Origin of the sequence: Nocardia flavorosea (assembly GCF_015477805.1) — a bacterium.
GTDB lineage: Bacteria > Actinomycetota > Actinomycetes > Mycobacteriales > Mycobacteriaceae > Nocardia > Nocardia flavorosea_A.
Genome location: NZ_JADLQL010000002.1, coordinates 310,309 through 336,062 on the forward strand (window position 1 = coordinate 310,309; position 25,754 = coordinate 336,062).

A 25,754-nucleotide genomic window follows, 5' to 3' on the forward strand; every position below is an offset into this window, starting at 1 on the left:
ACCCGTGGTGGTGGCCAGGTCAGGATCCGGCAGGTTCCAGGGCCAGGCCGCCGTCCGCGCTCCACAGTGCGTGCGCCGCGCGGGGCGAGACTGCCTCGGATACCGGTATATCGGGTGATTCGACGAACGTCGTGAACAGTTCTTCGAGATACCGTGCAAGCAGTTCGGTGGTCCGCTCGTCGTACCGCGCGGCTTCGGCGCGCACCGAGGCGTGCAGACCCCCGTCGCTCGCGGAACCGAAGGCGAAGACGAGCCGGTGCGCGATTGCGGGCGCCGCATCCGTGATCCGCGCAGCCACCTCGTCGCCCAGCCAGATCTGCTGTGGTGGGCAGAGTTCACCGAAATCCACGACGGCCCGGCACAGGTCGTACGGTGAACGTCCCGGGCATACGGCTGCCGCGATCCCGTCGATGAGCATGTCGTGGCCGCCGTACACCCCGAATGCGGTACCGCGCGCCCGGTCCAGGACCGACCGCAGTGTCGGGTCGCCGGACAGATCGTGGCGCAGCACCACGGCCGCGGACAGCGGGCCGACCACCTCGGCGACCGCGCTGTCGGCCCGGCCGGAGATCGGCGCCCCGAGCGCGATATCGACGCCCGCCCCGAGCGCGTGCAGCAGGGCGGCGACCACCGCCTGGTAGAGCATGTATTCGGAGGCGCCGATTGTCTCGGCGTGGGCACGCAACCGGCGGCGCAATGCGCCCGACACCGTGAATTCCGCCGATCGCACGGGCTCGGCGGCCGGCGAGCTCACCGTCGCGGCCGGGTATTCGGGCAGCCCACGCAGGCCCGCGCGCAGTCGTTCCAGCTGCGGCCCCGCCGCTTCGACGACGGTGGACTGCCACAGCGTGTAATCGGTGTAGTCGATGGCCGGCCCCGGCCAGCGGGGCGCCGAACCGGTACCGGCACGGCTGCGGTATGCCGTGGCCAGGTCGGTGAGCACGATCCGCAGCGACCATTCATCCACCACGAACCGGTCGGCCGTCAGTTCCAGCGCGTATCGGTCCACACCCAGAACGCAGAGCCGTGCGTGCAGAAGTGGGCCCGCCGTACGATCGAAGGCTGCCCGCATACCGCCCGGCTCCTCGACCGTGCGCACCCCACTCGGCGGGTCCGCCGCGGTGGCATCCGGCAACGCCGATGGATACCCGCGTTCCCCCTCGATCACCGTCATCTTCGGTAGCGGACCCGGCCGGGCCGCTTGATACTGTCGATCGCCCGCGGTGGCCGCCACCGTCCGCAGGATCTCGTACCGGTGGACCACATCGTGCAGCGCCGCTGTGAGCGCGTCCCGGTCCAGCGGTCCGTCCAGATGAGCCACCAGCCGGACCGCGCCGCCCTCGCCACCGGCCAGAACCGCTCGCTGGTTGTAGGACAGCGGGACTCGCTCGGGGCGCGGCCGGCGATCCAGTGCGGGCCGGCCCGCCGCGGTGACCGGTGTTGCGTCCACCAGAGCCGCGAGCCCCGCGACGGTCGGGGTATCGAACGGCGCGCGCACATCGATTCCGACGCCGAACTCCTCCCGGATCAGCAGTATCAACCGGTTGGCCAGCAGTGAGTGCCCACCGAGTTCGAAGAACGAATCGTCGGCGCCGACCTCCGCGCAGCCGAAGAGCGCACCGAACAACCCGGCCAGCCGGATCTCGGTAGGCGTACTCGGCGGGCGTCGCTCTTCGGTGGCGAGGCGGCGCGGTTCGGGCAGTGCGCGTTTGTCGAGCTTGCCGTGTTCGGTGAGCGGGATCTCCGCGAGCACCGCCCACGCCGTGGGCAGCATGTAGTCCGGTAGCGATTTCGCCGCGAATGCACGGACTTCTGTCACGTCCAGCGTTTTCCCGGCGGGTACCAGATAGGCCGCCAGCCCCGTTCCGGTCACCGGCTCCCGGTAGGCGACCACCGCGCAGGCCCCGACTCCCGGATGCGCGGACAGCGCCGCCTGTACCTCACCGGATTCGATCCGGTACCCGCGAACCTTCACCTGTTCGTCGGCGCGGCCGGCGAATTCGATCTCACCGCGGCTGTTGCGCCGCGCCAGATCACCGGTCCGGTACAGCCGCTGCCCGGCGAGGAACGGGTCGGCGACGAACCGCTCGGCGGTCGGGCCGGCGCGGTGCAGGTAGCCGCGGGCCAGCTGCGTACCGCCGAGGTAGATCTCGCCGAGTACACCGTCGGGAACCAGCTGCAGACGGTTGTCCAGCACGTAGACATACACATTTCGGTTGGGCACACCGACCGGGACCATCCCGGTGCCCTGCGGCCCGCGCACGGTCAGATGAGTGGCCGACACCACGGCTTCGGTCGGGCCGTAGTGGTTGCGCAGTTCCGCGTCGAAAATCCCGGCGAAGCGATCGGCCACCTCACCGAGCAGCGCCTCGCCACCCACCGGGACCCGGCGCAGCGCACGCCATTCGGTCACTTCCGGCAGCATAAGGAAGGTGCTCAGCAGCGAGGGCACCATATGCAGGACGGTCACCCCGTACCGGCCGATGAGGTCGGATATGTACGGAATATCGCGTAGTGCATCGGGTTTCGGTACCACCAGGCGAGCGCCGAGGGAGAGCGTGACGAAGATATCGAGCAGCGAGGCATCGAAACCGACCGAGGATGACTGCAGCAATCGATCCTGCGCCGTCATATCCCATTCGGCGGTGAAACCACGCAGATGGCCGGTGATCGCCGCATGCGCGACACCGACACCCTTCGGGGTACCCGTGGAACCCGAGGTGTAGATGACGTAGGCCAGATTGCCGGGGCGCAACGGTCGCACCCGTTCGTCATCGCAGAGATCGTGGCCGGGTAGAGCGGCCGCGTTCGCCTCGGCCGCTGCCAGTTCGGCGCGATCGAGCACCAGCCGGGGCCGGGAGTCCTGGTCCAGGAATGCGATCCGCTGATCGGGGTAGGAGGGATCGACCGGCAGGTAGGCGGCCCCCGCCTTCAGCACGCCCAGCACTGCCACCACGAATTCGACGGAATTCGCGATCCGGACGGCGACGAGATCCTCGGTGCCGATGCCCTGGGCGACGAGTCCCCGGGCCAGGCGGTTCGCCCGGGTGTTGAGTTCGCAATAGCTCAGTTCCAGGTCCGTGCCGCCTGCCGGGGCGGGTGCCAGCAATGCGGTGCCATCCCCGGCGACGCCGACCCGCTCCTCCAGCAGGGCGACGAGCGTCGCCGGAGCCTCGGGCACAAGCTCACCGTGTGAACTCGCGAGCACCGCAGCCCGGCCTCGGTCACCGAACAGGTCGATTTCGCCGAGCCGGGCGGCCGGATCACGTAGCGCGCTGTCCAGCAACTGTAGGTAGTGCCCGAGCAGTTGCTCGACCAGCGACCGGTCCAGTTGTTCGGACCGGTGATCGGCGACCAGCCGCGGCCGGTCCCGGTCGAGGACCACGGTGACCCGCAACGGCACCGGCGCAGCCGGTGCACCGGACTTCTCCAGGGTCGCGTGCACACCGGCCAGATCCGGTACGGCGATCGGTTCGCGTACACCGAATCCGATTCGTGCCAGCTGTTCCAGGCCGTCTCGCGCACCGGTACGGTCCGGGTTGATCGCGTGCACCACCTGGTCGATACCGATATGGCGATGCGCACGGCCGTCGGACACCGTGGCGGCGAGGCCGGTGTGGAATTCGGCGAAGGTCTGATCGGGCCGCGGGGTCGCGCGGATGAGTACCGTATTTCCGAAATAGCCGATCACCCCCGCCGCCCGCGGGCCGCGGGTGCCGGCGGGCACGGCCACCAGAAAATCACCGGCACCGGTATAGCGGTGCACGAGAGCGGCGAAAGCGGTGAGCAGCAGCGTTGATTCCGCGGTTCCGTAGCCGGCGGCGGCCGCCCGCACCCGGTCGAGCAGGGACGCCGGCAGCGAACGCGACGTATGTTCGATCGCCCCCGGCCCCATACGGTGCGCCACAGGCCGGCCGGGCAGTTCGAGCGCTTCCGGGAGCGGAGTCAGGACCTGTCGCCAGTACTCCGAACCGCCGGTATCGACTGTTTCACCGATGTGTTCGATGAACCGCACGGTGTGCGGGCCGGGGGATGTACCGGCGTACGCGGCCGACAGGTCCGCGGCGAATACGGAGGCCGATTCGTCGTCCCACGCGATCGTATGCACCACCAGCAACAGCAGATACTCGCTAGCGCGCAGGCGGATCAACGTCGCTCGCAGCGGTGGTTCGGCGGCCGGATCGAATGGCCGGGCCAGGGCTCGCCGGGTGAGCACCCGGGCGCGGCGGTGCGCGGGTTCGGTCGCCAGGTCCGTTAGATCGTGCTCCTGCCATTGCGGGGCAAGATCGGTGCGCACCTGTTGGTACGGTTCGCCGTTCGCATCCAGTCCGTAAGTAGTGCGCAGAATCTCGTGTCGATCGGTGACCGCCGCCACGGCGGCGCGCAGGCGTTCGCTGTCCAGCGCGCCCCGAAACCGGTAGAGCACCGGCAGATTGAGGGCGGTGCCCTCGGGGTCGCGGGTCTGCAGGAACCAGGCCCGGCGCTGCCCGGACGAGAGGGCGTACCGGTTCGGTGGGGCCGGGTCGCTCTCGTCCGTCCGGGCCTCGCGGTTCGCGTCGTTGGCGATAATCGACATGCTTCTCTCCGGCCCTGTACTGGTTCGAACGGCGGCTCCGGCCGGTGCGCGGGCAACGGGCGGGAGCGGACGCTATTCCGGCGTATCGGTCAGATATCCGCCGCGCCGGAAGAATTCGGCACCGGTGTGCTCGGTACCGTCGGCCGCGCGGACCCGGGTGATCAGCAGACCGCGGTTGTCTCCGCGATAGGCATCCGGCCCGCACACCACGACCCCGCCGCCTTCCTGCACGATGACCCGGCCGGGGGTACCGCCGTAACGGGCCGCCGATACACCGGATTCCAGCACCTCGATCCGCTCACCGCGGTAGTGGCTGAACGCGCGGGGATAGGGCGCGGACAGGGCTCGCACGAAACGTTCCAGATCCGCAGCCGGCCAGTTCCAGTCCATCCGGCTGTCCCGGTCGGAACGCTTGTGGAAATAGGTGCGGGCCGCCTTGTCCTGCGGGCGCCACTGCGCGGTACCGGAGGCGAGGGCTGCCAACGCCTCGTGCACCGCGCCGGGAATGAGTTCCATCCCGGCGAGCACCAGTTCGGTGCCGGTGGCGTCCGGGCCGATCGGCAGCGAATGCTGCACCAGGATGTCGCCGGTGTCGAGCTGTTCGTCCATCCGGTGCACGGTCAGGCCGAACTCGGTGGCACCGCTGATCAGAGCCCACAGCACCGGGGAGAAACCGGTGAACTTCGGCAGCAGCGAATCGTGCAGGTTGACAGTGCCGTGGGTCGGCATGTTGTACAGCTCCGGCGGCATCCAGGTGTACCAGCTGTTCACCACGATCACATCGGGTTCGGCACGTTTGACCAGGTCGATCGTTTCGGTATCGGCCCTTTCGGTGAGATGGACCGGGATACCGTGTTCGTGGGCCAGCTCCTCCACCGAATCCGACCAGATTCCCTTGTAGGAATCCTCACTGGCGGGGTGGGTGACCGCGAGCACCACCTCGTGCTCGGAATCGATCAGCGCCTGCAGAGTCTTTCGGCCCCAGGTCTGGAACCCGAACGACACGATACGCATCAACGAACCTCATCTATTGTTACCGAATAAAGTAAGGGCAGCCTAGCCTAGGGTCGGCTACGGGTGTGCCGGGACGTGTTCGCGCACCTCCGGACGCACCGCCCCGGACCCGGATGCCGGCACACTCGCCAGGATCCGGTCGGAAAGTTCGCCCAGGCAGCTGAGATTCGGGAACCCCGGCCCCTGCGCGAGGCCCGACATATTCGGCAGGTACAACTTCGCCGGCAAGCCCTCGACCGCCAGATCGAACCCCATCGCCGCCTCGATCCGATCCTGCGTGACCGGCCCGCCGACAGCCAGTTCGAACAGATCCGCGACCTCGTCGTCGAACAGGTCCAGGAACCACAGCGGCTGACCTCCGATCGCGTCGACCACCAGATCGAAGGCATGCGTCTGATCGGGGCGGGATTCGTTGCGCAAGGTCAGCGCCACCCCATCGCCCTGATCGGCCACCCGGACCACCCGGCCCTGCAGATGATGCACCCGATTGTCCGCGAGCAACGTCTCCTGCACCCGTACCGAGAAAACACCCCGGTCGGTCCGCCGCACCACATCCCGGCGTTCGGCGACGCTGAGCGCCCGCCATTTGGCGGGATCGCTGAACAGGGAATTCTCGAAATAGCTTTCACCGCGCGTGTAGATGGTGGCGGCGGGCGAGATCACCGAAACCGTCAGGACATCGTGCCGGACCAGCTCGTCCATGGCCGAACCCGCCGTTTCACCGCCGCCGATCACGGCGGCCCGCGAGGACGGCGGTAGTTTGCGCCGCCCCGCCAGATCCCAGAAATCGGCGATGCTCAACAGTTTCGGATGTTCGGCCAGCGCCCGCCTGCTGTCGCCCGGCCCGGTGATCATCAGTCGCCGCGCGTCGATCTCGGCTGTTTCGCCGTCCGCGGCTTCTACACCGACCCGCCAGCCCGCCCCCTCGGCACGAATCGTGCATACCCGGCCGCGCACCACCTCGACCCCGGACTTGCGCGCCACCCACTGCAGGTATTTCGCCCACAGATTGTGTTCCGGGCTGGGCCGTCCGCGGTCCACCCATTCCGCATAGGTGCCGCGATCGACCAGGAAAGCCGTCCACCCGAACGCCATCATGGCCTGATTGAGGGCGTGATTGTGCCCGCGCGCCCAAGTCGAGTGATACGGGAACCCGATATCTTTTTCCGGACTGGTCCCCAGCCGGTGCCGGCCGTCGGTCCAGCCACCGGTCGCCAGCCAATTCCCGCCTACCGCATTGGGTTCCACCACAGTGACCTGTGGCGCCGGCAAATCCAGCTCGCGCAGCACGGCCGCCTTGGCCGCAACTGCCATGGCCTTGGGACCCGCGCCGACCACCAGAAGTCTGTCCACTGGTTTCCCCACTTTCCCGACAGCCCGATGGCGTCGCGCCTCGTTCTACACGGTGGCACCTGTCGCACCGGACAGCCCGAACCACCCGAGTTCGCATAGGCTTACCTTACATGAGGTCGGGTGCCGAAACCCTCGGTCCGATCGGGAAATTGCGCTTCAGCGGCGTTGAGCAGCCCGTGAACAGCGCGAATATCCACTCGAGAGGCCCATTCGAGGCCCACCCAGCGAGACCCGCCAGGAAAACGCCCGCGAGCGGGCCTATCCGCTCCACAGCAGCCGAACCCGGAGCGCACCCACTTCACCCCATCGGTGACGCTCCGGGGCACCACTCCAACCGCCGGTCGGACCGGCGACCGATTGCCCCGGTGATGTCGGCGACAGGCCCCGATCCGCCGGCCGGGCTCGGATGGCGGAGGGCCACGAAAACCGCGGCCGCGTGAAGTTCCGACTCGCCACCGGGGCCCGAACGCCCGGCGGAGAACGGCCGCGGCACACGCTTACTCACCTTGGCAAGGTAAACACTTGCGACCCGCCCCTGCAGTCGGGAAATCAGGATTCGATGATCAACCGGCCTTCAGAAGTCCACCAACCCCGCTGCCCCGTCCGGAACAGACGCGCACCGGGGTCATAGGGATCGCCGACGAACCGCTCGCGCTCCAGACCGCCGGCGAACTCGGCGCCCAGCGCGCGACCACCGACGTGGACGTCACCGACCACACCCGGCGGAACCAACCGGTCCTCGTCCAGCAGCAGCACCTTCGCGCCGGGTACCGGACGCGTCCAGGCGGTCGCCGCGAGCGGCCCGCGCGCAACCGCGCCCAAGTAGGCCGGGGCGTGATAGGCGACAGTCGCCACCGCGTCCGGCGACAACCGGCGGACCGCTTCCGGCAGCGCCGAACCGCCGTCGGTACCGACCAGATCCCAGCGCGCCACGGTCGGCAACCGATCCGTCCCGGCCTCGGCGAGACGGATCGGGAGTGCCGCCTCGGCCACGACCTGCGATACCGAGTAGGTCTCGATCAACGCAGCGAGCGCGGCCGGATCCCGGCGCTGACTCTCGGTCGGCACCACCACCGACGCGCCCGCGGACCAGGCCGCCAGCAGATCCGCGGTGTTCTGCGGATCGCCCCACGGCAACGCGAGCAGCCGGACGTCGGCGGGCCGCATCGCGGGGTCGACCCGGCGCAGGCGACGGTCGGCGGCGACACCACGACGGTCGGCGACGGCCACCGCGAGCGCGTCGGCGCCGAGCAACAGCCCAGTGCATCCGAAGCGGCCGACTCCCACTCGGGCAGCGGTGACGAATTCGGCGAGCAACGCGGCCAGTCCGGCCGGGGTGGGCAGCGCGGACGAACCGCGCACACCTTCGATCCCGTCGAGGCGGCCGAACAGGTCGCCGTAGGTCACCACGTCGCCGCCGCAGCGGGCCGCGACGCGCGTACCGGGCACCATATGACCGTGCCGGATCACGGTGACCAGCGGAGACAGGTCATACGGTTCGACCCCGGTGGCCCATTCGCCGAGGATTCGTTCCCGTTCACCGGCGGTCGGGCTCGCGACGAGCGAATCGATTGCCCGGATATCGTCGACGACGGTCATCAGTCACCTCCTGGCGCGGGCAGCGCCGGCACCGATCGCCACCGGATCGCTCACCGCCGCTCCCGCCTCATTGCTCGGCACGGTCACCACCGAACCCCTGACACGATATTGCGCTTAGCCTTACCTTACATTGCGAGAGTGTGATTCTCTATATCGAGATTCAGCATTCCAGCTCGCAATTCGCTTAGGCTAAGCTAACACCTATACCGAGGTCGTGGACAGCCAACCCGGAATTCGGCGCGGCACCGATCCGGGGCAAGAGCAGCGCTCGTGCCCGGCCGGCGCCGAGGCCGGACCCGCTGCAGGTGGCGCTATGCTGCCACGATGCGAAGAAGGCAGCAGCCGCCGCTGCCGAAGCGGTACGGACTGGACCCGGCCCGGCTACGACTCCCCGAGGACGGCGACTGGCCGAGCCTGCGCCAACATCTGATCGACCGGTTGCCCCGCGTCCAACCCGCGCGGATCGACGAAATGCTGCGGGCAGGGGAAATCGTCGATCTGGACGGTCCGCTGGGCCTCGATGCGCCGTATGTTCCCGGCGGCGCCGTCTGGTTCCATCGCGACCTCCCCGCCGAGCACCCGGTCCCGTTCGATATCCCGATCGTCTACCGCGACGACACCATCCTCGTGGCCGATAAACCCCATTTCCTGGCCACCATCCCCCGCGGCAGCCATATCCTGCAGACCGCTCTGGTCCGGCTGCGCCGTGAGTTGGACCTGCCCGATCTGATCCCCGCCCACCGGCTCGACCGCGCGACCGCCGGACTGGTGCTGTTCGTGATCGACCCGGCCTCCCGCGGTGCGTATCAGACCATGTTCCAGCGGCAGCACGTCCGCAAGGAGTACGAGGCCGTGGCCGGCTACCGGCCCGCACTGAACTTCCCGATCGAGCTGACGAGCCGGATCATCAAAGAAAAACACGTCCTGGCTGCCCAGGAAGTGCCCGGGCCGCCGAATGCGCGCACCCGCATCGAACTCGTCGAACGGCGCGGTGAACTGGGCCGCTACCGGCTACACCCGGCGACCGGACGCACCCACCAGCTACGCCTGCATATGAATTCGCTGGGAATCCCCATCCTCGGCGACGACTTCTACCCGGTGATCACCGATAAACAGCTCGACGACTACCGCCGGCCCCTTCAACTTCTTGCCGCGGCCCTCGAATTCACCGATCCACGCACCGGCGAGCTCCGGCGATTCGAAACCACACGCTCACTCCAGGCATGGACCGACCCTGACGGCTGGGCCGCCTGCAGCCGGTGAGTGCCGACCGCCTGCCGGTCGCGCCAGGCCATGCCGGTGGACCCGAACCGAAGCCCGCTTGCACCGCCCAGCAGCCGGCGCTCCGAGTCAGGGCAGTGAGCCTGACCGCCCCGGGACAACCGGAACAGCGTGGTGGTGAACACGAAGGCCGCGGCCGTGCTGTCTCAGGACACGGTCCCCGGGCCGGGACCCACGCCAGGAAGCGGTGCCGGTGGCGGTCGGCCGGGCCGGCCCCACCGCCACCGGACGGCTGAGCTGAACCTCAGGTCACGGCACCGGCCGGTCCGCAGTGCAGGTGATATCCGTGGCGGGCAGCTGCCCGGTGCCCAGATAACCGTTGATCGCGTTGTTCACGCAGCTGCTGAGTCCGGGCCGGAAGGTGAGGTGGATGCGGACATCCCGCAGGGTCACCAGCCGCGACCCGGCGAGGTGCCGGTGCAGCGCGACTGCCTCCGCGTAGGGAGTGCGCGGATCGCCGGTCGCCTGGACGATCAGTACCGGCACATCATTGCGCACCACGGTCGCGGGTTCCACCGGCGGCGGCCAGAACGCGCACGGCTGAATATTGTTCGCCAGCGCCCCGAACAGCGGCTGGGTGGCGCGGGTGGCTTCGATATTGCGCCGGTACCACTGCGGATCGTCCGGCGCGTCCGCGTCGCCGCAGGCCACGAACATCAATTCCGAATTCTCTCCGGTGAACAACGCCTCCAGCAGGTCCGCCAGCCCGGACTCGGCCGAACTCCGGGTATCGCCCGCGACGGCATCGGCGATATCGCGCACCGTCGCGGCCAGTGTTTCGTTCACCTGGTAGCTGCGCAGCAGGTTGTGCAGGATGAACGGAAAAATATGGTCGTCGATCGGGTAGCCGTCGAGCACGATCGGTTCCCGGGCCGTCCGCTGATACAGCGCGTTCACCGTCGCGCGGACCTCCGGCGCGGTGCCGCCCAGACGGTAGGTGGCGTTGCGTGCCGCTACCCAGCCTGCCCAGTCGTCGAATGCGATCTCGTCGGCCGGGCCCCAATCCTGGACGAGGCCGGTCCAGTAGCGGTCCGGGTCGATCGCGCTGTCGAGCACCATCCGGTCGCTGCTTTCCGGGAACATCTCGGTGAACACCGCACCGAGATACGTCCCATAGGACAACCCGAAGTAGTTGATCTTCTCCTCCCCCAGCACGGCCCGGATCAGGTCCATATCGCGCGCCGTATTGCGGGTCGTGAGGTGACGCAGCTTCTCGGTATCACCGTCCAGGCAGGCCGCGGCCAGCTCACCGGCGAACACCACTTCTTCGTCGAAACCGGCCGGAGTGGGCCCGGCCGACCGCACGGCCTCCGACACCGGCCAGCCGCAGGGCGGCGCGGGGTCGGAGGCACCGATACCCCGTGGGTCCATGCCGATCAGGTCGTACTGTGCGAGCACATCAGGGCTCAGCACATCGCCCAGCAACGCCGGGCTGTCCAACCCGGTCGCCCCCGGACCGCCCGGATTCGACATCAGGATTCCGCGCCGCCGGCCTGGGTCGGTGGCCGGTACCCGGGAGATCACCACGGTGAGGGTGCGGCCGTCGGGGTCGGAATAGTCGAGCGGGACCACCACGTCCGCGCATTCGACGCCGGGCGTACCCACCGACGGCGTATCGCACAGTGCCCAATCCAGTTCCTGGCTGTAATACGGAAACCGCATCCGATCACCGGCCAGCACCGGCAGCACCGCCACCAGCACGACCACCGCGAGCAGCCACCCCACCGCCCGCCACCGGGCACGGGCGGGACGCCGCTCGGCGTCCGTATCGCCGGTCGACATCACAACCCACTTTCCCCGGAAAACAGCTGGTTGTACCGCTGGACAAACGAGCGCGCGGCCGTGCCGCGCCGCATATGCTAATCGACCATCGCAGGTCTCGCCGGGCGAACACGAACGCCCGGCACGTCCCGGCCAGTACCGCCGGCGAATCCGTACACTGGGCCGAATGCTCCACCCGGTTCCCGAGAAAACGGCTGCTCCGCGGCGCAAAATCCACGCCTATATCGACGTCGCGGTCGTCGTGGTGGTACTCACCTGCACCAACCTGATCGCCCACTTCACCACGGTGTGGGCCAATATCGTCAGCGTCCCGGTGGCCGCCCTGGTGCTGCTGGCGCTGATGCGCCGGCGCGGCCTGCACTGGTCGGAGCTCGGCCTGTCCCCCAGACATTGGCGTACGGGAACCAAATACGCTCTCGCCGCCGTCGGGGTGGTACTGGCCGCGGTCGCCATCGGCGCCGCCCTCCCCCTCACCCGCCCGTTCTTCCTCGCCGACCGCTACGCCACGATCTCCGGGGCCCTCATCGCCTCGATGATCGTCATCCCCCTGCAAACCGTGATCCCCGAAGAACTTGCCTTCCGCGGCGTACTGCACGGCACCCTCGACCGCCTATGGGGCGCCCGCGGTGTCTTTGCCGCCGGGTCGCTGCTGTTCGGCCTCTGGCATATCGCCTCGTCGTTCGGTCTCACCACCGGCAACCGCGGCCTCTCCGGTGTACTCGGCGGGGGCCTACCCGGACAACTCGCCGGAATTCTGCTCGCCGTAGCCGCCACCGCCGCGGCTGCCGTGGTGTTCACCTGGCTCCGTCACCGCAGCGGCAGTCTGTTGGCCCCCATCGCCCTGCACTGGGCGGTCAACGGCGCGGGCGCGCTCACCGCCGCTTTCCTCTGGCATACGACTCTGGCCTGAGTTCGCGGTCACGCCGGATCGCACGCGCACAGGCGACCGCCTCGCCGCAGGAGGCGGGCCACTGCCGCGGCGCGTGGCCGTCGGCACGACGGGACCGCGATCGACACGACACTGATTTGTGCCAGGCCGACACCTGCTCGACACGAGACCGCCGATGCCGCACCCCACATGGTCGCCGACTGCGGCGAATCCGAGGCGATTCGCCGCGGACGGGTCACCCGGAACAAGCCGAATTGCCTCGCTTTGCAGCAAACGGCCGACAGCTACGTGCTCGCGTGCGGCGGCCGGTGACTGTCTGAACTCGCCCGGGATAACGCGGTCCGATGATCGCCGCCGGACCGACACGGATTCAGCAGTGTTCGCAGATCCCGGTGGCGGGCAACTGGATGAAACAGCTCTTGCACACGACCGCCCGCGATTCGGTTTTGGGCGCGGCCGGCCGGGTCGCGACGGACCCACTGGAACGCTTGACCGAGCCGCCCCGCGCGATCAGCGGCGGCGTGCCGCCGTCGGCGGGCACATCGGCACCGTGCGCCGAATAGCAGGCCCAGCGGGCATACGCGGCGTGGGTTTCGATATCCGCCGGCACCGGCAGCGCGGCCAGCTCCAGCACATACTTGTAGCTGTCGCTCACCTTCAGATTCCGCTTCACGCACAGCGCGGTCAGCGGCGGCTCTCCGGCGTTGTGGCAGCGCCGGGCCACCTTCCGCAGAATCGCGTCCATCCAGGTGCGGGTCGGCGCGTCGGTACGCACCCCCGACATCTCCTGCACCCGCTCGGCCAGCTCCTGCACCGTGACGAAGTACCCGTACTCCGCCGCGGTCTCCGCCAGCACTTCATGAGCGGCCATAGCCCAGGCCACTGCGGCATCACGGAAGGCGACCGCCGTTCCGTCCTCGCTCCGCCAGGCCCCCGAAATCGTTGTCGCAGCGTCCCTCATAGCCCGTACACCGTAGCGTCAACCGCTACCGGCCGATCAACCGCCCTCCCCTATATCACATTTCGCGTTGCTCGATTGCCGCGGCGACGGCCACCGCACGCACGACCCGCATACCTTCGAAGCCGATACCCGCGCGGCCGGCCCGCCGTCGCGTCGTCGCCGATATCGTCCGGACGTAGATCAGCGACCTCCGCTTCGCCGCACTCGCCCCGAACTCACCTCTGCGGCAGCCTTGCCCGAACCCGCTACCGGCTCACCGTGTTCCAGGTAGACCGGCACCGCATTCGATCGGGCAGCGTGTGCACGGCGGAGCCGACGGTCCAACCTCGGCACCACGAAATCACCGATGGTGTCGATATCGACCCACTCCCACCGATCCAGCTCGGCCGCCTGGAGAACGATCGAATCCGCGACCGCGCCCAGCGCGCCACCGTCGAACACATAGAGGATCTTGTCGCCTTCGGCGGAACTCGGCGCCCAATCGTGCACCAGCAGCCTGCCGGGTGCGCGGTCGAGACCGAGTTCCTCCCGGACCTCACGACGGCATGCCGCACTCGGCGCCTCGCCGGGCACCACATAACCCCCGGGGATATCCCAGCCGTCCCCGTAGACCTTGTGCACCAGGAGTATGTCGTTTCCCCTGACGAACAGCGCGCCGGCCGCCAGCCGGGCCAGTGCGGGGCTCGCCGTTTCATCGATCGTCGCCACCTGGTTATCGGATCACACTGCGTTCGCCGTGACGCGCGCGTTCCAGGATTGCTGATTCGCGAGCGTCACATCGGGAGTCAGTAACGCGCGATCGAATTCGGCGGGATGCGCGCCGGCGGCGATCACCTTCGGCCAATCCGGATTCGCCAGCGCACCCCGGCCGAGCGTGAGCATATCCGCGTGGCCCTCGTCGAGCACGGTCCGCGCCAGATCCGGTGCGTGCATACCACCATTCGCCAGAACGGGGAGGCCGGTGACGGTCCTGGCCAGTCGCGTGATCGTGTCACCGGTGTCCAAGGTGGCGGTTTCATACCAGTCCCGCCCCTCGCTGGCGAGATGCAGGTAGTCGACCCCGGCGACCGTCACCGCTCGAAAAATCGTTTCGGCTTCCACCGCCCCGGACCAGCGATAACCGAAATCGTTCACCTTGGTCTGCGAGAGCCGTATTCCCACCGGGAAGTCGGCTCCGACCGCTGCCCGCACCTCCTCGATCACTTCGACCGCGAACCGCACGCGCCCGGCGGGCTCACCGCCGTATTCGTCGTCACGCAGATTGGTGTATCCGGTCAGGAACTGATCGATCAGGTACCCGTTGGCACCGTGGATCTCCACCGCATCGAATCCGGCCGCCCGAGCCTGCCCGGCCGCGAACGCGAACCCCTCGACAAGGTCACGAATATCTGTCCGGGAGGCCGCATCGGGCAATGCGAACGGCCCCTCGCCACCGTAGGCAGACATCTTGGCGCCCTTCGGCGGCACCGCGGACGGCGCAACCGTCCGATCGCTGTGCCGGTTGCCCTGAACGAGCGCTCCGGCGTGCATCAACTGCAGCGCGATCCTGCCACCCGCTGCGCGCACGGCTTCGGTAACCCGGTGCCAGCCCTCGACCTGTTCCGCGGTCACGATCCCGGGCTGATCCGGATATGCCTGGCTGAATCGCTCATCGATGTATGTGCCCTCGGTGATGACCAGCCCGAATCCGCCCGCGGCGAATCGCGCGTAGTACTCGGCCATGGCCGCCGTCGCCACACCGTCGCCCCGGGTACTCACCCGCGACATCGGCGCCACGGCGGCCCGGTTGCGCAATTGCAGACTGCCGATTCGTGCAGGGGAAATAACAGGGTGGACAGTCACGGGAATCTCCTCGGACACACTGGACAACTGGCTCGGGAACAGATTCCGCGCTACCGACTATCGCTACAAGTACGGTCTTTTCTGTGTCGTAGGCACATCCCGTATACCGATTGAGGTCGTATGCACGCCGACAGAAAACACATGACCGAGAACACACCGGATTACTGCACCATCGAAGCCGCGATGGAAGTGGTCGGTGGCAAATGGAAGATGGCCATCGTCAACCACCTCTTCGACGGCACCATGCGCTTCGGCGAACTACGCCGCGCCATGCCCACCATCACCCAGCGCATGCTCACCCGCCAACTCCGCGAACTCGAAGCCGACGGGGTGATCCGCCGCACCGTCTACGCCGAGGTACCGCCGAAAGTCGAATACGACCTCACCGAGATCGGCGAGAACCTGCGACCGGTGGCCGGGCTGCTCGAATCCTGGGGTGAGCAGTACCGACGAAGCACTGCTCCGACCGCCCGGTAGTAAGGATGAGGTCGGGGTACACCACCGAGAGGAAGACCTGTAGCGTCTGCGTAGCACCCCCGTAGCAGTTGAGCTAGTCTCAGATTATGACATCGGCAGCCGAGTTCTCCGAGATTCCACAGCGCGAACTACGCAACGAGGTGAGCCGCGTTCTCCGAGAGGTCAAGGCCGGCCGGTCCTACACGGTCACAGTCGACGGTTCGCCGGTCGCCGACCTGGTGCCCCACCGTCACGCCAAGCGCCGGGTGTCGGTGCCCAGGGCAGAGGTCCTGTCCGCATTCGGCGATCTGTCGTCGTCGCAGAGCTATCCCGCGGATCTGGATCGGCACATCGACGATTCGCTCTACGATCCGTACGACCGCGCCTATCGGCGTGGTGAGTTCAGTGCGGAATCAGGCGCATGACGACGCCGGGCCGGGGTCTCGTCGATACGAATGTCCTGATACTGATCAGTCGCTTGATCCCCGAAGAACTTCCCGACGAGATTTCGGTCAGCACGATCACCATGGCCGAACTCGCCGCGGGACCGCATTACACCGATGACCCGATCGAACGCGCCGAACGCATCGAAAGACTCCAGAATGCCGAAGCGCACTTCGATCCGCTCCCCTTCGACACGGCAGCCGGCCGCCGCTACGGCCACCTGGTGGCTGCCGTCCTACAAGCAGGGCGCAATCCGAGGCCGCGCCGAATCGACCTGATGATCGCCGCGATCGCCTCGGCCCACCGCATCCCGCTCTACACGGTGAACCCGAAAGATTTCAGCGCACTGGACGGCCTCGTCACGTTGGTCCCGGTGACTCACCCCGACGAAGCCTGAGCGAGGGCCTTGCGTCGATGCCACCTAGACCCGGCGGGCTATCGGCATTCGGTCGAGAATCCCCGAGGTCGGTCGATCGCCGCACTCGGGAGCTGCCCGTTCTATTCGCGCCGCGAGATCGGTGCAGTCGACCGGCCCAGTGGTGTCGACGCACACAGTAGGCACGATCCCGAGTGGTTCAGCATGCTCAGCCCACGTCTCCCAGTGGTTGCGAAGACGCTGACTGTCCTGAAAGTACGCCGGCCTGCAACGCGCCTCATACCGTGCCCGAGCGATCTCGGCCGGTACGCGACACCACACCTCGACCACACGGTCGACCCGAGCCCGTTCAATGCCGGCCACGGCGAATCGCAGATCACGGGGTTTGAACCACCACGAGTCGATCACGACGGACCGTGGGACCGCTGACGCCAGCGCCCACACGGCATCCATTGCGACACCGCCCAACTCCGGAACCGCCTCCGCGTCATCGACGCATGCCGCCAGCGCCTCCTTCACCGCGTCCTTCGACAAGAACTGGGCATCCATCGTCGTCGCCAGGGACCGACCGAGCGTCGATTTCCCAGAACCCGGCAACCCGTTGACCAACACCAGGAGTTTGTCCACACAGTCATCATGCCGAAGCCACCGACCCCGACCCCTGCAGGTGAGTCCGTCGGTACGACATATCAACTCCGTGTCGGTCGATCAGTCGGACACTATTTGTCAGCGGGAAAGATGCGAAACGAACGGAGGCCCGGGGTCAGCGGTTCGATCGCACGGAAATCGCGTTGATCGAGCGTGAAGATGCAGTCGGTTTTGTACCTGTCGGCAAGCGCCACGCCCACCGCGTCAGCGAGGTCGAGTTGCAACCCTTCGTACTTGGCTCGGACCGACTGCGCGGCGGACAGGTCTATATGCTTCAGCTCGGCGAGCCGATAACTTCCTTCGATCGCGCGCGCCAGCAGCGCGTCGGTGATCTTCATTGCCGCGGAAAAGCCGAGATCGCGGCGAGTCAAATGATCGAGTTCTGTCAGCACGAGCGGCGAGATGATCAGCGTCTCGTTCTCCATCACCGACAGTGCCTGTTCGTGTTCGTGCTGGTCGGCATCGAATGCGGCGAACAGTGCAGAGGTATCGGCGACGATGATCACCGGCGAGCCGACCTCTGCTTGATCTGACGGTAGATATCGTCGCGCATCTCGTCGACGCTGCGTGAGCGCCCGCTGTGGAAGACCGGAAGTGGGGCACTGTCGCGTGGACGCTCGGAGGCGTCCAGCAGCATCGCGATACCGCGGCGGATGAGTTCCGCCTTGCTCACTCCGGTGGCCGCTGCCTCGGCATCGAGCCTGACCTCCAAGTCGTCAGGGAGATACACGGTCGTCTTTATCACGATACGTATGGTACCACCCGTATGGCATCCTGCCCGGAGGTTCGGGGTATTCAGCCGGCAAGCGGACCAACGACGAAGGCCCGCTTCCCGAAAACCGGGAAAGCGGGCCTTGCGTTTATCGACTCGACAGCCGAGAAGAAGCCCTTACTTGGCCTTCTCCAAAACCTCGACCAGCCGCCACCGCTTGGTGGCCGACGTGGGCCGGGTCTCCATCAGCTGCACGCGGTCACCCACACCGGCAACCTCGTTCTCGTCGTGCGCCTTCACCTTGGAGGTGGTGCGGATGATCTTGCCGTAGAGCGCGTGCCGGTTACGGTCTTCCAGCTCCACGACGATCGTCTTGTTCATCTTGTCGGAGACAACGTAACCGACCCGAACCTTGCGGCGGCCGCGCTGCTCCTGCTCTTTCTCGCTCATGCCGCATCTCCCTTGTCAGCGGGTCCGGTGGCCAAACCGAGCTCACGCTCACGCATGACCGTGTAGATACGCGCGATCTCGTGACGCACCACACGCAGCCGGCGATTATTGGTCAACTGACCCGTCGCCATCTGGAAGCGCAGGTTGAACAGCTCTTCCTTCGAGTCACGCAGGCGCTGAACGAGCTCGTCCTCGGTCAGCTCGCGGAGCTCTGCGGCCGGAGTACCGGTAGCCATCAGAACTGCTCCTCCCTCGTCACGATCCTGCACTTCATCGGGAGCTTGTGCATCGCGCGGCGCAACGCCTCACGAGCGATCTCCTCGTTCGGGTAACTCATCTCGAACATCACGCGACCGGGCTTGACGTTCGCGACCCACCACTCCGGCGAACCCTTACCGGAACCCATACGGGTTTCGGCCGGCTTCTTGGTGAGCGGGCGATCCGGGTAGATATTGATCCAGATCTTGCCGCCACGCTTGATATGGCGGGTCATCGCGATACGCGCCGACTCGATCTGCCGGTTGGTCACGTAGGCGGGCTCCAGAGCCTGGATGCCGAAATCGCCGAACGCCACCGAGGTGCCGCCCTTGGAGATACCGCTGCGGCTCGGATGGTGCTGCTTACGGAACTTGACCTTGCGGGGCATCAGCATGGGTCAGCCCTCCTGCTTTTCTGCCGGGGGCTCGGCCACCGCGGTAGCGGCGCGCCCGGCCTCGGTGCTGGTCGCAGTGGTGCCGGCGGAACCGGAACGACGCGGGCGGTTCGGCCGCTCCCGGCGCGGACGATCGCCGGCCGGGGCGCTGGGTGCGGGCAGCTCACGCTTGCCGCCGACGATATCGCCCTTGTAGATCCAGACCTTGACACCGATACGACCGAAGGTGGTCTTGGCCTCGTACAGGCCGTAATCGATATCGGCACGCAGGGTGTGCAGCGGAACGCGGCCTTCGCGGTAGAACTCCGAACGCGACATTTCGGCGCCACCGAGGCGGCCCGAGCACTGCACGCGGATGCCCTTGACGTTCGGCGAACGCATGGCCGACTGGATGGCCTTACGCATCGCGCGACGGAACGCCACACGGTTGGACAGCTGTTCGGCGACACCCTGGGCAACCAGCTGGGCATCCGATTCGGGGTTCTTGACCTCGAGGATGTTCAGCTGGACCTGCTTCTTGGTGAGCTTCTCCAGCTCGGCGCGGATCCGGTCGGCCTCGGCGCCGCGGCGGCCGATGACGATGCCCGGACGCGCGGTGTGGATATCGACGCGGACCCGGTCGCGGGTGCGCTCGATCTCCACCTTGGAGATACCGGCCCGCTCCATGCCGGTGCTCAGCAGTTTGCGGATGGCGACGTCTTCCTTGACGTAGTCCGCGTACTGCTTATCGGCGTACCAACGGGACTTCCAGTCGGTGGTGATCCCGAGGCGGAAGCCGTGGGGGTTGATCTTCTGTCCCATTTACTTTGCCCCTCCCTTCCGGCGAGTTCGAGTTGACTCTGCCGGAGCGGAGCCTGCGGAGCGACCACGAGACGCAGCGGGGACGCTCTCGACCTCGATGGTGATGTGGCTGGTGCGCTTGCGGATCCGGAACGCCCGGCCCTGGGCGCGCGGCTGGAACCGCTTCATGGTCGCGCCCTCGTCGACATAGGCCGTCGAGATGACCAGGGTGTCCGGGTTCAGGCCGAGGTTGTTCTCGGCGTTGGCCGCGGCACTGGCCACGACCTTGGCGACCGGGGTGCTGGCGGCCTGCGGGGCGAACCGGAGCAGGTCGAGCGCATCGGAGACGCGCTTGCCGCGGACCAGGTCCACGACCCGGCGAGCCTTCATCGGGGTCACGCGCACGTGCTTGGCGGTCGCGCGCGCAGTCGGATTCTGCGTTTCTGTGCTCATCGCCGCTTGCTCTTCCGATCTTCTTTCACGTGGCTACGGAACGTCCTCGTCGGCGCGAACTCACCGAGCTTGTGCCCGACCATGTTCTCCGAGACGAACACCGGCACGTGCTTGCGGCCGTCGTGGACGGCGAAGGTGTGGCCGATGAAATCGGGGGTGATGGTCGAACGACGCGACCAGGTCTTGATGACCTGTTTGGTGCCCTTGTCGTTCTGCACGTCCACCTTCGCCTGGAGGTGGTCGTCGACGAACGGGCCTTTCTTGAGGCTGCGTGGCATTTCTTACCTCCTCCTTAGCGCTTCTTGCCGGTGCGACGGCGACGGACGATGAGCTTGTCGCTCGGACGGTTCGGCTTACGGGTGCGGCCTTCCGGCTGACCCCACGGCGAGACCGGGTGGCGACCACCGGAGGTCTTGCCCTCACCACCGCCGTGCGGGTGGTCGACCGGGTTCATGACGACACCGCGGACCGTGGGACGGCGTCCCTTCCAGCGCATACGGCCGGCCTTGCCCCAGTTGATGTTCGACTGCTCGGCATTGCCGACCTCGCCGACGGTGGCGCGGCAGCGCACGTCGACGCGGCGGATTTCGCCGGAGGGCATACGCAGCGTGGCGTAGGGGCCTTCCTTACCCAGCAGCTGGATGCTGGCACCGGCCGAGCGGGCCATCTTGGCGCCGCCGCCGGGACGCAGCTCCACCGCGTGGATGGTGGTACCGGTGGGGATATTGCGCAGCGGCAGGTTGTTGCCGGGCTTGATATCCGCGGTCGGGCCGGACTCGATCTTGGTGCCCTGCACCACGCCGCGGGGGGCGATGATGTAGCGCTTCTCGCCGTCCAGGTAGTGCAGCAGCGCGATATTGGCGGTGCGGTTGGGGTCGTACTCGATATGAGCGACCTTGGCCGGTACACCGTCCTTGTCGTGCCGGCGGAAGTCGATCAGCCGGTAGGCGCGCTTGTGACCGCCACCGCGATGCCGGGTGGTGATGCGGCCGTGGCCGTTACGACCACCGCTCTTGGTCAGCGGGCGGACCAGCGACTTCTCGGGGGTCGACCGGGTGATCTCGGCGAAGTCCGAGACGGACGACCCGCGGCGGCCCGGGGTAGTCGGCTTGTACTTACGGATTGCCATGAGTTCTTCTCTGCTTTCTGGACTCCCCGCCGCTTACGCGACCGGGCCTCCGAAGATCTCGATGGGCTTGCTGTCGGCCGAGATGGTCACGAGCGCGCGCTTGGTGTCCTTGCGCTTGCCGTAACCGAAGCGGGTCCGCTTGCGCTTGCCCTGACGGTTGGCGGTGTTGACGCTGGTGACCTTCACCCCGAAGACCTTCTCGACCGCGATCTTGATCTGGGTCTTGTTGGAGTCCGGGTGGACCAGGAAGGTGTAGGTGCCTTCCTCGATCAGGCCGTAGGACTTCTCCGAGATGACCGGCGCCAGCAGGATGTCGCGCGGATCGGCAATGGTGCTCACTTGCTCTCCTCCTGTGCAGCCTCAGCCGGGCCGTGCACGAAGGCGTTGAGCGCCTCGACGGAGAACACGACTTCGTCGCTGTCCAGCACGTCGTAGGTGTTCAGCTGGTCCGGTGCGATGGTGTGCACGTATTCCAGGTTGCGGGCACTCTTCCAGGCGGTGACGTCCTCGCGGCCGACGACCAGGAGGAACTTCTTACGGTCCGAAAGCTCGGACAGGAAGGTCTTCGCGGTCTTGGTCGAGGGGTCCTGGCCTGCGACGAGCTCGCTGATCACATGGATCCGCTCGCTGCGCGCCCGATCCGACAGCGCACCACGCAGGGCGGCCTGGATCATCTTCTTGGGGGTGCGCTGGCTGTAGTCGCGCGGCTTGGGGCCGTGCACGGTGCCACCGCCGGCGAACTGCGGGGCGCGCGTCGATCCCTGGCGGGCGCGGCCGGTGCCCTTCTGGCGGTACGGCTTCTTACCACCGCCGCGGACCTCGCCGCGGGTCTTGGTGGAATGCGTGCCCTGGCGGGCGGCGGCCTGCTGGGCCACGACCACCTGGTGCATCAGCGCGATATTCGCGGTGGCATCGAAGATCTCGGCGGGGAGATCGACGGTGCCGTTGGTTTTGCCACCGAGTTCCTTGACCGGCAGCGTCAGATTCGCCTTCTTCTCGAGGCTGGTCATGCGTGCGCACCACCCTTCACGGCGCTCTTGACGATCACGACGCCGCCCTTGCGACCCGGGATCGCTCCCTTGATCAGCAGCAGGCCGTTCTCGGCGTCCACCTTGTGAACCGACAGGTTCTGCGTGGTGACGCGGTCGTTACCCATCCGGCCCGACATCCGCATGCCCTTGAACACGCGGCCGGGGGTGGCGCAGCCACCGATGGAACCCGGGCGCCGGTGCACGGCCTGCGCACCGTGCGAGGCGCCCTGGCCGCCGAAGCCGTGGCGCTTCATGGTGCCGGCGAAGCCCTTGCCCTTGCTGGTGCCGGTGACGTCGACGTAGGTGCCCTCTTCGAACGCGTCGGCCGAGATCTCCTGGCCGACCTCGAAGGTGGAGGCGTCCGCGACGCGGATCTCCGCGACATGGCGACGCGGGGTGACACCGGCCTTGGCGAACTGGCCGGATTCCGGCTTGTTCACCTTGCGCGGGTCGATCGCGCCGAAGGCGACCTGCACGGCGCTGTAGCCGTCGCGCTCGACGGTGCGGATCTGGGTGACCACGTTCGGTCCGGCCTTGACGACGGTCACCGGGACGACCCGGTTCTTGTCGTCGAACACCTGGGTCATGCCCAGTTTGGTGCCCAGGATGCCGGCCGCGGGCCTGCTCTTGTTGTCAGTCATATCGAGAGTCCCCGTCACTGGATATTGACGTCGACGCTGGCCGGCAGGTCGATGCGCATGAGGGCATCGACCGTCTTCGGCGTCGGGTCGAGGATGTCGATCAGCCGCTTGTGCGTACGCATCTCGAAGTGCTCGCGCGAGTCCTTGTACTTGTGCGGCGAACGGATGACGCAGTACACGTTCTTCTCGGTCGGCAACGGCACCGGCCCGACGACCCGGGCCCCGGTGCGGGTCACCGTTTCGACGATCTTGCGTGCAGACGCATCGATCGCCTCGTGGTCATAGGCCTTGAGCCTGATGCGGATCTTCTGTCCCGCCACGCTAAGTGTCCTTTTCTCCGCTTTCGTCCGTGATCCGGAAACCGGCTAGGGCGTCCGTACCACCTTCATTTGCACAGCCCGAACACACGATGACGTCCCGTGCCCGATCGGTCAGGGCCCCGATTGGGCACCGGACCGACACGGCGGAGACCACGACCGGGCATGCCCGATCCGCGCCGCTGTTCATCTGTCATGGTTCTCCGGTCCACGCGGTCGGGCGTGTCGCCTTTCCGCTCATTCCTCGGCCCCGGAAGAAAACTTCGATCTGGCCTGCGGAACTTCGTCCCGGACGTACCCGCACCGTATTCGGTGAGGTACTCGCTGGTTTTACTCGCCCCGCCCAGCCGTGCCGTTTCATGGAAACGACGGCGACCCGGGGCAAGGCAACCCGAACAGTATGCACGAGGCCCCCGAGGCGATTCAAATCGGGGTCGGCCGAGGTCCGGCACTGCGTCGACCATACCGCCGAACCGGTATCTTACCGCTGAGTAAGATAGCCGCATGACGAACCTCACCGGTACCTACCGCGGCTGGCGCAAACTGCCGGACAACCCGCTCGGCCACGGCCTGTTCTCCCTGTCGATGGTGGCCCGCGTCCCCTATTTCGCCACGGTCCTACCCCGGGTGATCCGGCTGGAACCCGGCCGGTGCGAGGTCAAGGCCCCGAAATGGTTCGGCGTCCACAATCACCTCGGCACCTTCCACGCCATCGCCGCCTGCAACCTGGCGGAGATCGCCATGGGCATGCTGAGCGAGGCAACGGTCCCCACCACGCACCGCTGGATCCCCAAGGCCATGCAGGTCCAATACCTGACCAAGGCCACCACCGGCCTGCGTGCGGTGGCCGAACTCACGGAGATCCCCGACTTCGCCGCCATCACCGAGGGCCGCGACCTGACCGTCCCCGTATCGATCTACGACAAGACCGGTCGCGAGGTGGTGCACGCCGACATCACCACCTGGGTGACCCCCAAGCACTGACTCCCGGCCCGGCCACAACCGAGCGCCGGTCCAGTAGGCGCGACGAGGATGCCCCCGCACCCGAAAAAAGACACAGCGCCTTCGCGAGCAGGGACACCCATCGCCTCTGCGATCCAGCTCACAACCACCGCAAACAACCGCCTGTTGCTCTCCCCGGGTCGACCCCGTTGAATGCGTTGTATGGCCGGTACCGACAAGTTCGATCTCTGCGTCGTCGGGCTGGGCCCGTCCGGGCGGGCTCTCGCCCACCGCGCCACCGTGGCCGGGCTGCGGGTGGCGGCCGTGGATCCGCGGCCCGACCGGCTGTGGCCGCCGACATTCTCCTGCTGGATCGACGAACTGCCGGAGTGGTTGCCGCACAGCGTGATCGCGAGCCGGATCCCGGCACCGGTCGTCTGGACCACATCCGAGATCCGGATCGAACGCCCCTATTGCGTGCTGTCGAAACCGTTGCTGCGGGACGCGCTGGCACTCGACGACGCCCAGGTGTTCGCGGGGCGCGCGGCCCGGGTGGATGCGCACGAGGTCGAACTCGCCGACGGCACGGTGATCCGCGCGACGGTCGTGGTCGATTCCCGCGGTATGCCCGGCCCTGGCGAGCGCCGCACAGCCAGCGCACATGGGATCTTCGTCGCTGCCGAAACCGCCGAGCCGATGGTCCGCGAGGGTACGGGCCTGCTGCTGGACTGGCGGCCGGAGAACGGTGCGGGCCCCGACGAGCCACCGTCGTTCCTGTATTCGGTGCCGCTCGGCGACGGCACGGTGATCTTCGAGGAGACCAGCCTCGGGTTGCGGGGCGGGATGCCGCAGCACGAACTGCGTAAACGCACCCTGAACCGGCTCGCCGCGCACGGTATCGAACTGACCGGGGAGGAGCCCAGCGAGGCCGCGCACTATCCGCTGGACACACCACCACCGGCCAAGGGCGTCGGCCGGGTGGTGCCGTTCGGCTCCCGCGGCGGGATGATGCATCCCTGCACCGGCTACAGCGTGGCCGATTCGTTCGCCCTCGCCGATACCGCGGTCGACGCGATCCAGCGGGGTCGGGACCCGATCGCCGCGCTGTGGCCGTGGCAGGCGCGCCTCACCTACTGGATGCGTATGCGCGGACTGTGGGGCCTGGGCCGGTTGACCACCGAACAGTCCATCGCCATGTTCGATTCCTTCTTCTCCGCGTCCCCGCGCGGGCAGCGCGCGCTGCTCTCGGCCCATGACGACTACGCCGCGCTGGGGGCGGTGCTGTTCGGCACCGTCGCCCACACCTGGCCGTTCCGCTGGCGCTACGACCTCGTCGGCTGGACCAACCGCAACCGCTGGGCCGATTACCCCTTCGCCCCCGCGGTGCGGGCCGACAGCCGGAAGTAACCCCGAGCCCGCGGCGGGG

General features: G+C 67.3%; 29 protein-coding genes. 7 read left to right on the top strand and 22 right to left on the bottom strand.

The genetic code is table 11. The features are described from left to right. Positions 1–19: 19 nt before the first annotated feature. From IU448_RS10310 to IU448_RS10325, 4 genes are all read right to left on the bottom strand, one after another. Complete coding sequence (locus tag IU448_RS10310; protein WP_195055370.1) at positions 20–4,576, bottom strand: non-ribosomal peptide synthetase; 4,557 nt, start codon at positions 4,574–4,576, stop codon at positions 20–22. Between the two features lie 72 nt (positions 4,577–4,648). Further along, positions 4,649–5,590, bottom strand: a complete 942-nt coding sequence (locus IU448_RS10315; RefSeq protein ID WP_195055371.1) for a methionyl-tRNA formyltransferase — start codon at positions 5,588–5,590, stop codon at positions 4,649–4,651. 57 nt (positions 5,591–5,647) lie between these two features. Continuing rightward, complete coding sequence (locus IU448_RS10320; protein WP_324188562.1) at positions 5,648–6,943, bottom strand: SidA/IucD/PvdA family monooxygenase; 1,296 nt, start codon at positions 6,941–6,943, stop codon at positions 5,648–5,650. 549 nt (positions 6,944–7,492) lie between these two features. Next, positions 7,493–8,542 carry an AMP-binding protein gene (locus IU448_RS10325; RefSeq protein WP_195055372.1) on the bottom strand — a complete coding sequence of 350 codons (1,050 nt, stop codon included), beginning with the start codon at positions 8,540–8,542 and terminating at the stop codon, positions 7,493–7,495. 324 nt (positions 8,543–8,866) lie between these two features. Here IU448_RS10325 and IU448_RS10330 point away from each other — a divergent pair, with 324 nt between their 5' ends. Continuing rightward, positions 8,867–9,805 carry a pseudouridine synthase gene (locus IU448_RS10330; RefSeq protein ID WP_195055373.1) on the top strand — a complete coding sequence of 313 codons (939 nt, stop codon included), beginning with the start codon at positions 8,867–8,869 and terminating at the stop codon, positions 9,803–9,805. Between the two features lie 267 nt (positions 9,806–10,072). Here IU448_RS10330 and IU448_RS10335 read toward each other — a convergent pair whose 3' ends face one another. Beyond that, positions 10,073–11,605: an alpha/beta hydrolase gene (locus IU448_RS10335; protein WP_195055374.1), complete on the bottom strand. Its 1,533-nt coding sequence runs from the start codon at positions 11,603–11,605 to the stop codon at positions 10,073–10,075. A gap of 166 nt (positions 11,606–11,771) precedes the next feature. Between IU448_RS10335 and IU448_RS10340 the strand changes: the two genes are divergently transcribed. Then, a complete protein-coding gene (locus IU448_RS10340; RefSeq protein ID WP_195055375.1) occupies positions 11,772–12,515 on the top strand; it encodes a CPBP family intramembrane glutamic endopeptidase in 744 nt (247 codons plus the stop codon). A gap of 349 nt (positions 12,516–12,864) precedes the next feature. On the opposite strand, the gene IU448_RS10345 is transcribed toward IU448_RS10340, so the two are convergent. From IU448_RS10345 to IU448_RS10355, 3 genes are all read right to left on the bottom strand, one after another. Next, entirely contained in the window at positions 12,865–13,455 is a 591-nt protein-coding gene (locus IU448_RS10345) for a hypothetical protein (RefSeq protein ID WP_228812588.1), read from the bottom strand. 180 nt (positions 13,456–13,635) lie between these two features. Then, positions 13,636–14,163, bottom strand: a complete 528-nt coding sequence (locus IU448_RS10350; protein ID WP_280456834.1) for an NUDIX hydrolase — start codon at positions 14,161–14,163, stop codon at positions 13,636–13,638. A 12-nt stretch (positions 14,164–14,175) separates the two neighbouring features. Further along, on the bottom strand, positions 14,176–15,297 hold the full coding sequence (locus IU448_RS10355; protein WP_280456835.1) for an NADH:flavin oxidoreductase: 1,122 nt from the start codon (positions 15,295–15,297) through the stop codon (positions 14,176–14,178). A gap of 141 nt (positions 15,298–15,438) precedes the next feature. Here IU448_RS10355 and IU448_RS10360 point away from each other — a divergent pair, with 141 nt between their 5' ends. The 3 genes from IU448_RS10360 to IU448_RS10370 all read left to right on the top strand — a co-directional run bounded on the left by IU448_RS10360 (position 15,439) and on the right by IU448_RS10370 (position 16,594). Then, positions 15,439–15,774, top strand: coding sequence for a winged helix-turn-helix transcriptional regulator (locus IU448_RS10360; protein WP_195055376.1), 336 nt, complete (start codon positions 15,439–15,441; stop codon positions 15,772–15,774). 86 nt (positions 15,775–15,860) lie between these two features. Then, positions 15,861–16,178, top strand: a complete 318-nt coding sequence (locus IU448_RS10365; RefSeq protein WP_195055377.1) for a type II toxin-antitoxin system Phd/YefM family antitoxin — start codon at positions 15,861–15,863, stop codon at positions 16,176–16,178. Beyond that, complete coding sequence (locus IU448_RS10370) at positions 16,175–16,594, top strand: type II toxin-antitoxin system VapC family toxin (RefSeq protein ID WP_195055378.1); 420 nt, start codon at positions 16,175–16,177, stop codon at positions 16,592–16,594. Before IU448_RS10365 ends, IU448_RS10370 begins: the two co-directional genes overlap by 4 nt. 24 nt (positions 16,595–16,618) lie before the next feature. Here the strand turns inward: IU448_RS10370 and IU448_RS10375 are convergent, their stop codons facing one another. The 14 genes from IU448_RS10375 to rpsJ form a co-directional block, all read right to left on the bottom strand. Then, positions 16,619–17,200 (bottom strand): AAA family ATPase, encoded by a 582-nt coding sequence (locus IU448_RS10375; RefSeq protein WP_195055379.1) that lies wholly within the window; start codon positions 17,198–17,200, stop codon positions 16,619–16,621. Positions 17,201–17,292: 92 nt separating this feature from the next. Next, positions 17,293–17,727 (bottom strand): type II toxin-antitoxin system VapC family toxin, encoded by a 435-nt coding sequence (locus IU448_RS10380; protein WP_195055380.1) that lies wholly within the window; start codon positions 17,725–17,727, stop codon positions 17,293–17,295. Beyond that, positions 17,724–17,966: a ribbon-helix-helix protein, CopG family gene (locus IU448_RS10385; RefSeq protein ID WP_195055381.1), complete on the bottom strand. Its 243-nt coding sequence runs from the start codon at positions 17,964–17,966 to the stop codon at positions 17,724–17,726. Before IU448_RS10385 ends, IU448_RS10380 begins: the two co-directional genes overlap by 4 nt. Before the next feature lie 144 nt (positions 17,967–18,110). Further along, positions 18,111–18,383: a 30S ribosomal protein S17 gene (rpsQ, locus tag IU448_RS10390; protein ID WP_195055382.1), complete on the bottom strand. Its 273-nt coding sequence runs from the start codon at positions 18,381–18,383 to the stop codon at positions 18,111–18,113. Beyond that, positions 18,380–18,619 carry a 50S ribosomal protein L29 gene (gene rpmC / locus IU448_RS10395; RefSeq protein WP_033244240.1) on the bottom strand — a complete coding sequence of 80 codons (240 nt, stop codon included), beginning with the start codon at positions 18,617–18,619 and terminating at the stop codon, positions 18,380–18,382. The genes rpsQ and rpmC overlap by 4 nt, the downstream gene beginning before the upstream one ends. After that, positions 18,619–19,035: a 50S ribosomal protein L16 gene (rplP, locus tag IU448_RS10400; protein WP_195055383.1), complete on the bottom strand. Its 417-nt coding sequence runs from the start codon at positions 19,033–19,035 to the stop codon at positions 18,619–18,621. Before rplP ends, rpmC begins: the two co-directional genes overlap by 1 nt. 3 nt (positions 19,036–19,038) lie before the next feature. Continuing rightward, complete coding sequence (gene rpsC / locus IU448_RS10405; protein WP_195055384.1) at positions 19,039–19,836, bottom strand: 30S ribosomal protein S3; 798 nt, start codon at positions 19,834–19,836, stop codon at positions 19,039–19,041. Beyond that, positions 19,837–20,268: a 50S ribosomal protein L22 gene (gene rplV / locus IU448_RS10410; protein WP_195055385.1), complete on the bottom strand. Its 432-nt coding sequence runs from the start codon at positions 20,266–20,268 to the stop codon at positions 19,837–19,839. It abuts the gene before it with no gap. After that, the gene (gene rpsS / locus IU448_RS10415) at positions 20,265–20,546 is read right to left on the bottom strand and encodes a 30S ribosomal protein S19 (protein ID WP_030522695.1); all 282 of its coding nucleotides are present in this window, start codon (positions 20,544–20,546) and stop codon (positions 20,265–20,267) included. Before rpsS ends, rplV begins: the two co-directional genes overlap by 4 nt. Before the next feature lie 14 nt (positions 20,547–20,560). Then, positions 20,561–21,397 carry a 50S ribosomal protein L2 gene (gene rplB, locus IU448_RS10420; RefSeq protein ID WP_033244236.1) on the bottom strand — a complete coding sequence of 279 codons (837 nt, stop codon included), beginning with the start codon at positions 21,395–21,397 and terminating at the stop codon, positions 20,561–20,563. 33 nt (positions 21,398–21,430) lie between these two features. Further along, positions 21,431–21,736 (bottom strand): 50S ribosomal protein L23, encoded by a 306-nt coding sequence (gene rplW, locus IU448_RS10425; protein ID WP_019045018.1) that lies wholly within the window; start codon positions 21,734–21,736, stop codon positions 21,431–21,433. Next, positions 21,733–22,407, bottom strand: coding sequence for a 50S ribosomal protein L4 (gene rplD, locus IU448_RS10430; RefSeq protein ID WP_195055386.1), 675 nt, complete (start codon positions 22,405–22,407; stop codon positions 21,733–21,735). Before rplD ends, rplW begins: the two co-directional genes overlap by 4 nt. Beyond that, the gene (gene rplC / locus IU448_RS10435) at positions 22,404–23,069 is read right to left on the bottom strand and encodes a 50S ribosomal protein L3 (protein ID WP_195055387.1); all 666 of its coding nucleotides are present in this window, start codon (positions 23,067–23,069) and stop codon (positions 22,404–22,406) included. Before rplC ends, rplD begins: the two co-directional genes overlap by 4 nt. Positions 23,070–23,083: 14 nt before the next feature. Beyond that, positions 23,084–23,389, bottom strand: coding sequence for a 30S ribosomal protein S10 (gene rpsJ, locus IU448_RS10440; RefSeq protein ID WP_003938093.1), 306 nt, complete (start codon positions 23,387–23,389; stop codon positions 23,084–23,086). 501 nt (positions 23,390–23,890) lie between these two features. Here rpsJ and IU448_RS10445 point away from each other — a divergent pair. Further along, entirely contained in the window at positions 23,891–24,370 is a 480-nt protein-coding gene (locus tag IU448_RS10445) for a hotdog fold domain-containing protein (protein ID WP_195055388.1), read from the top strand. A gap of 180 nt (positions 24,371–24,550) precedes the next feature. Further along, on the top strand, positions 24,551–25,735 hold the full coding sequence (locus IU448_RS10450) for a lycopene cyclase family protein (protein ID WP_195055389.1): 1,185 nt from the start codon (positions 24,551–24,553) through the stop codon (positions 25,733–25,735). Positions 25,736–25,754 lie beyond the last annotated feature (19 nt).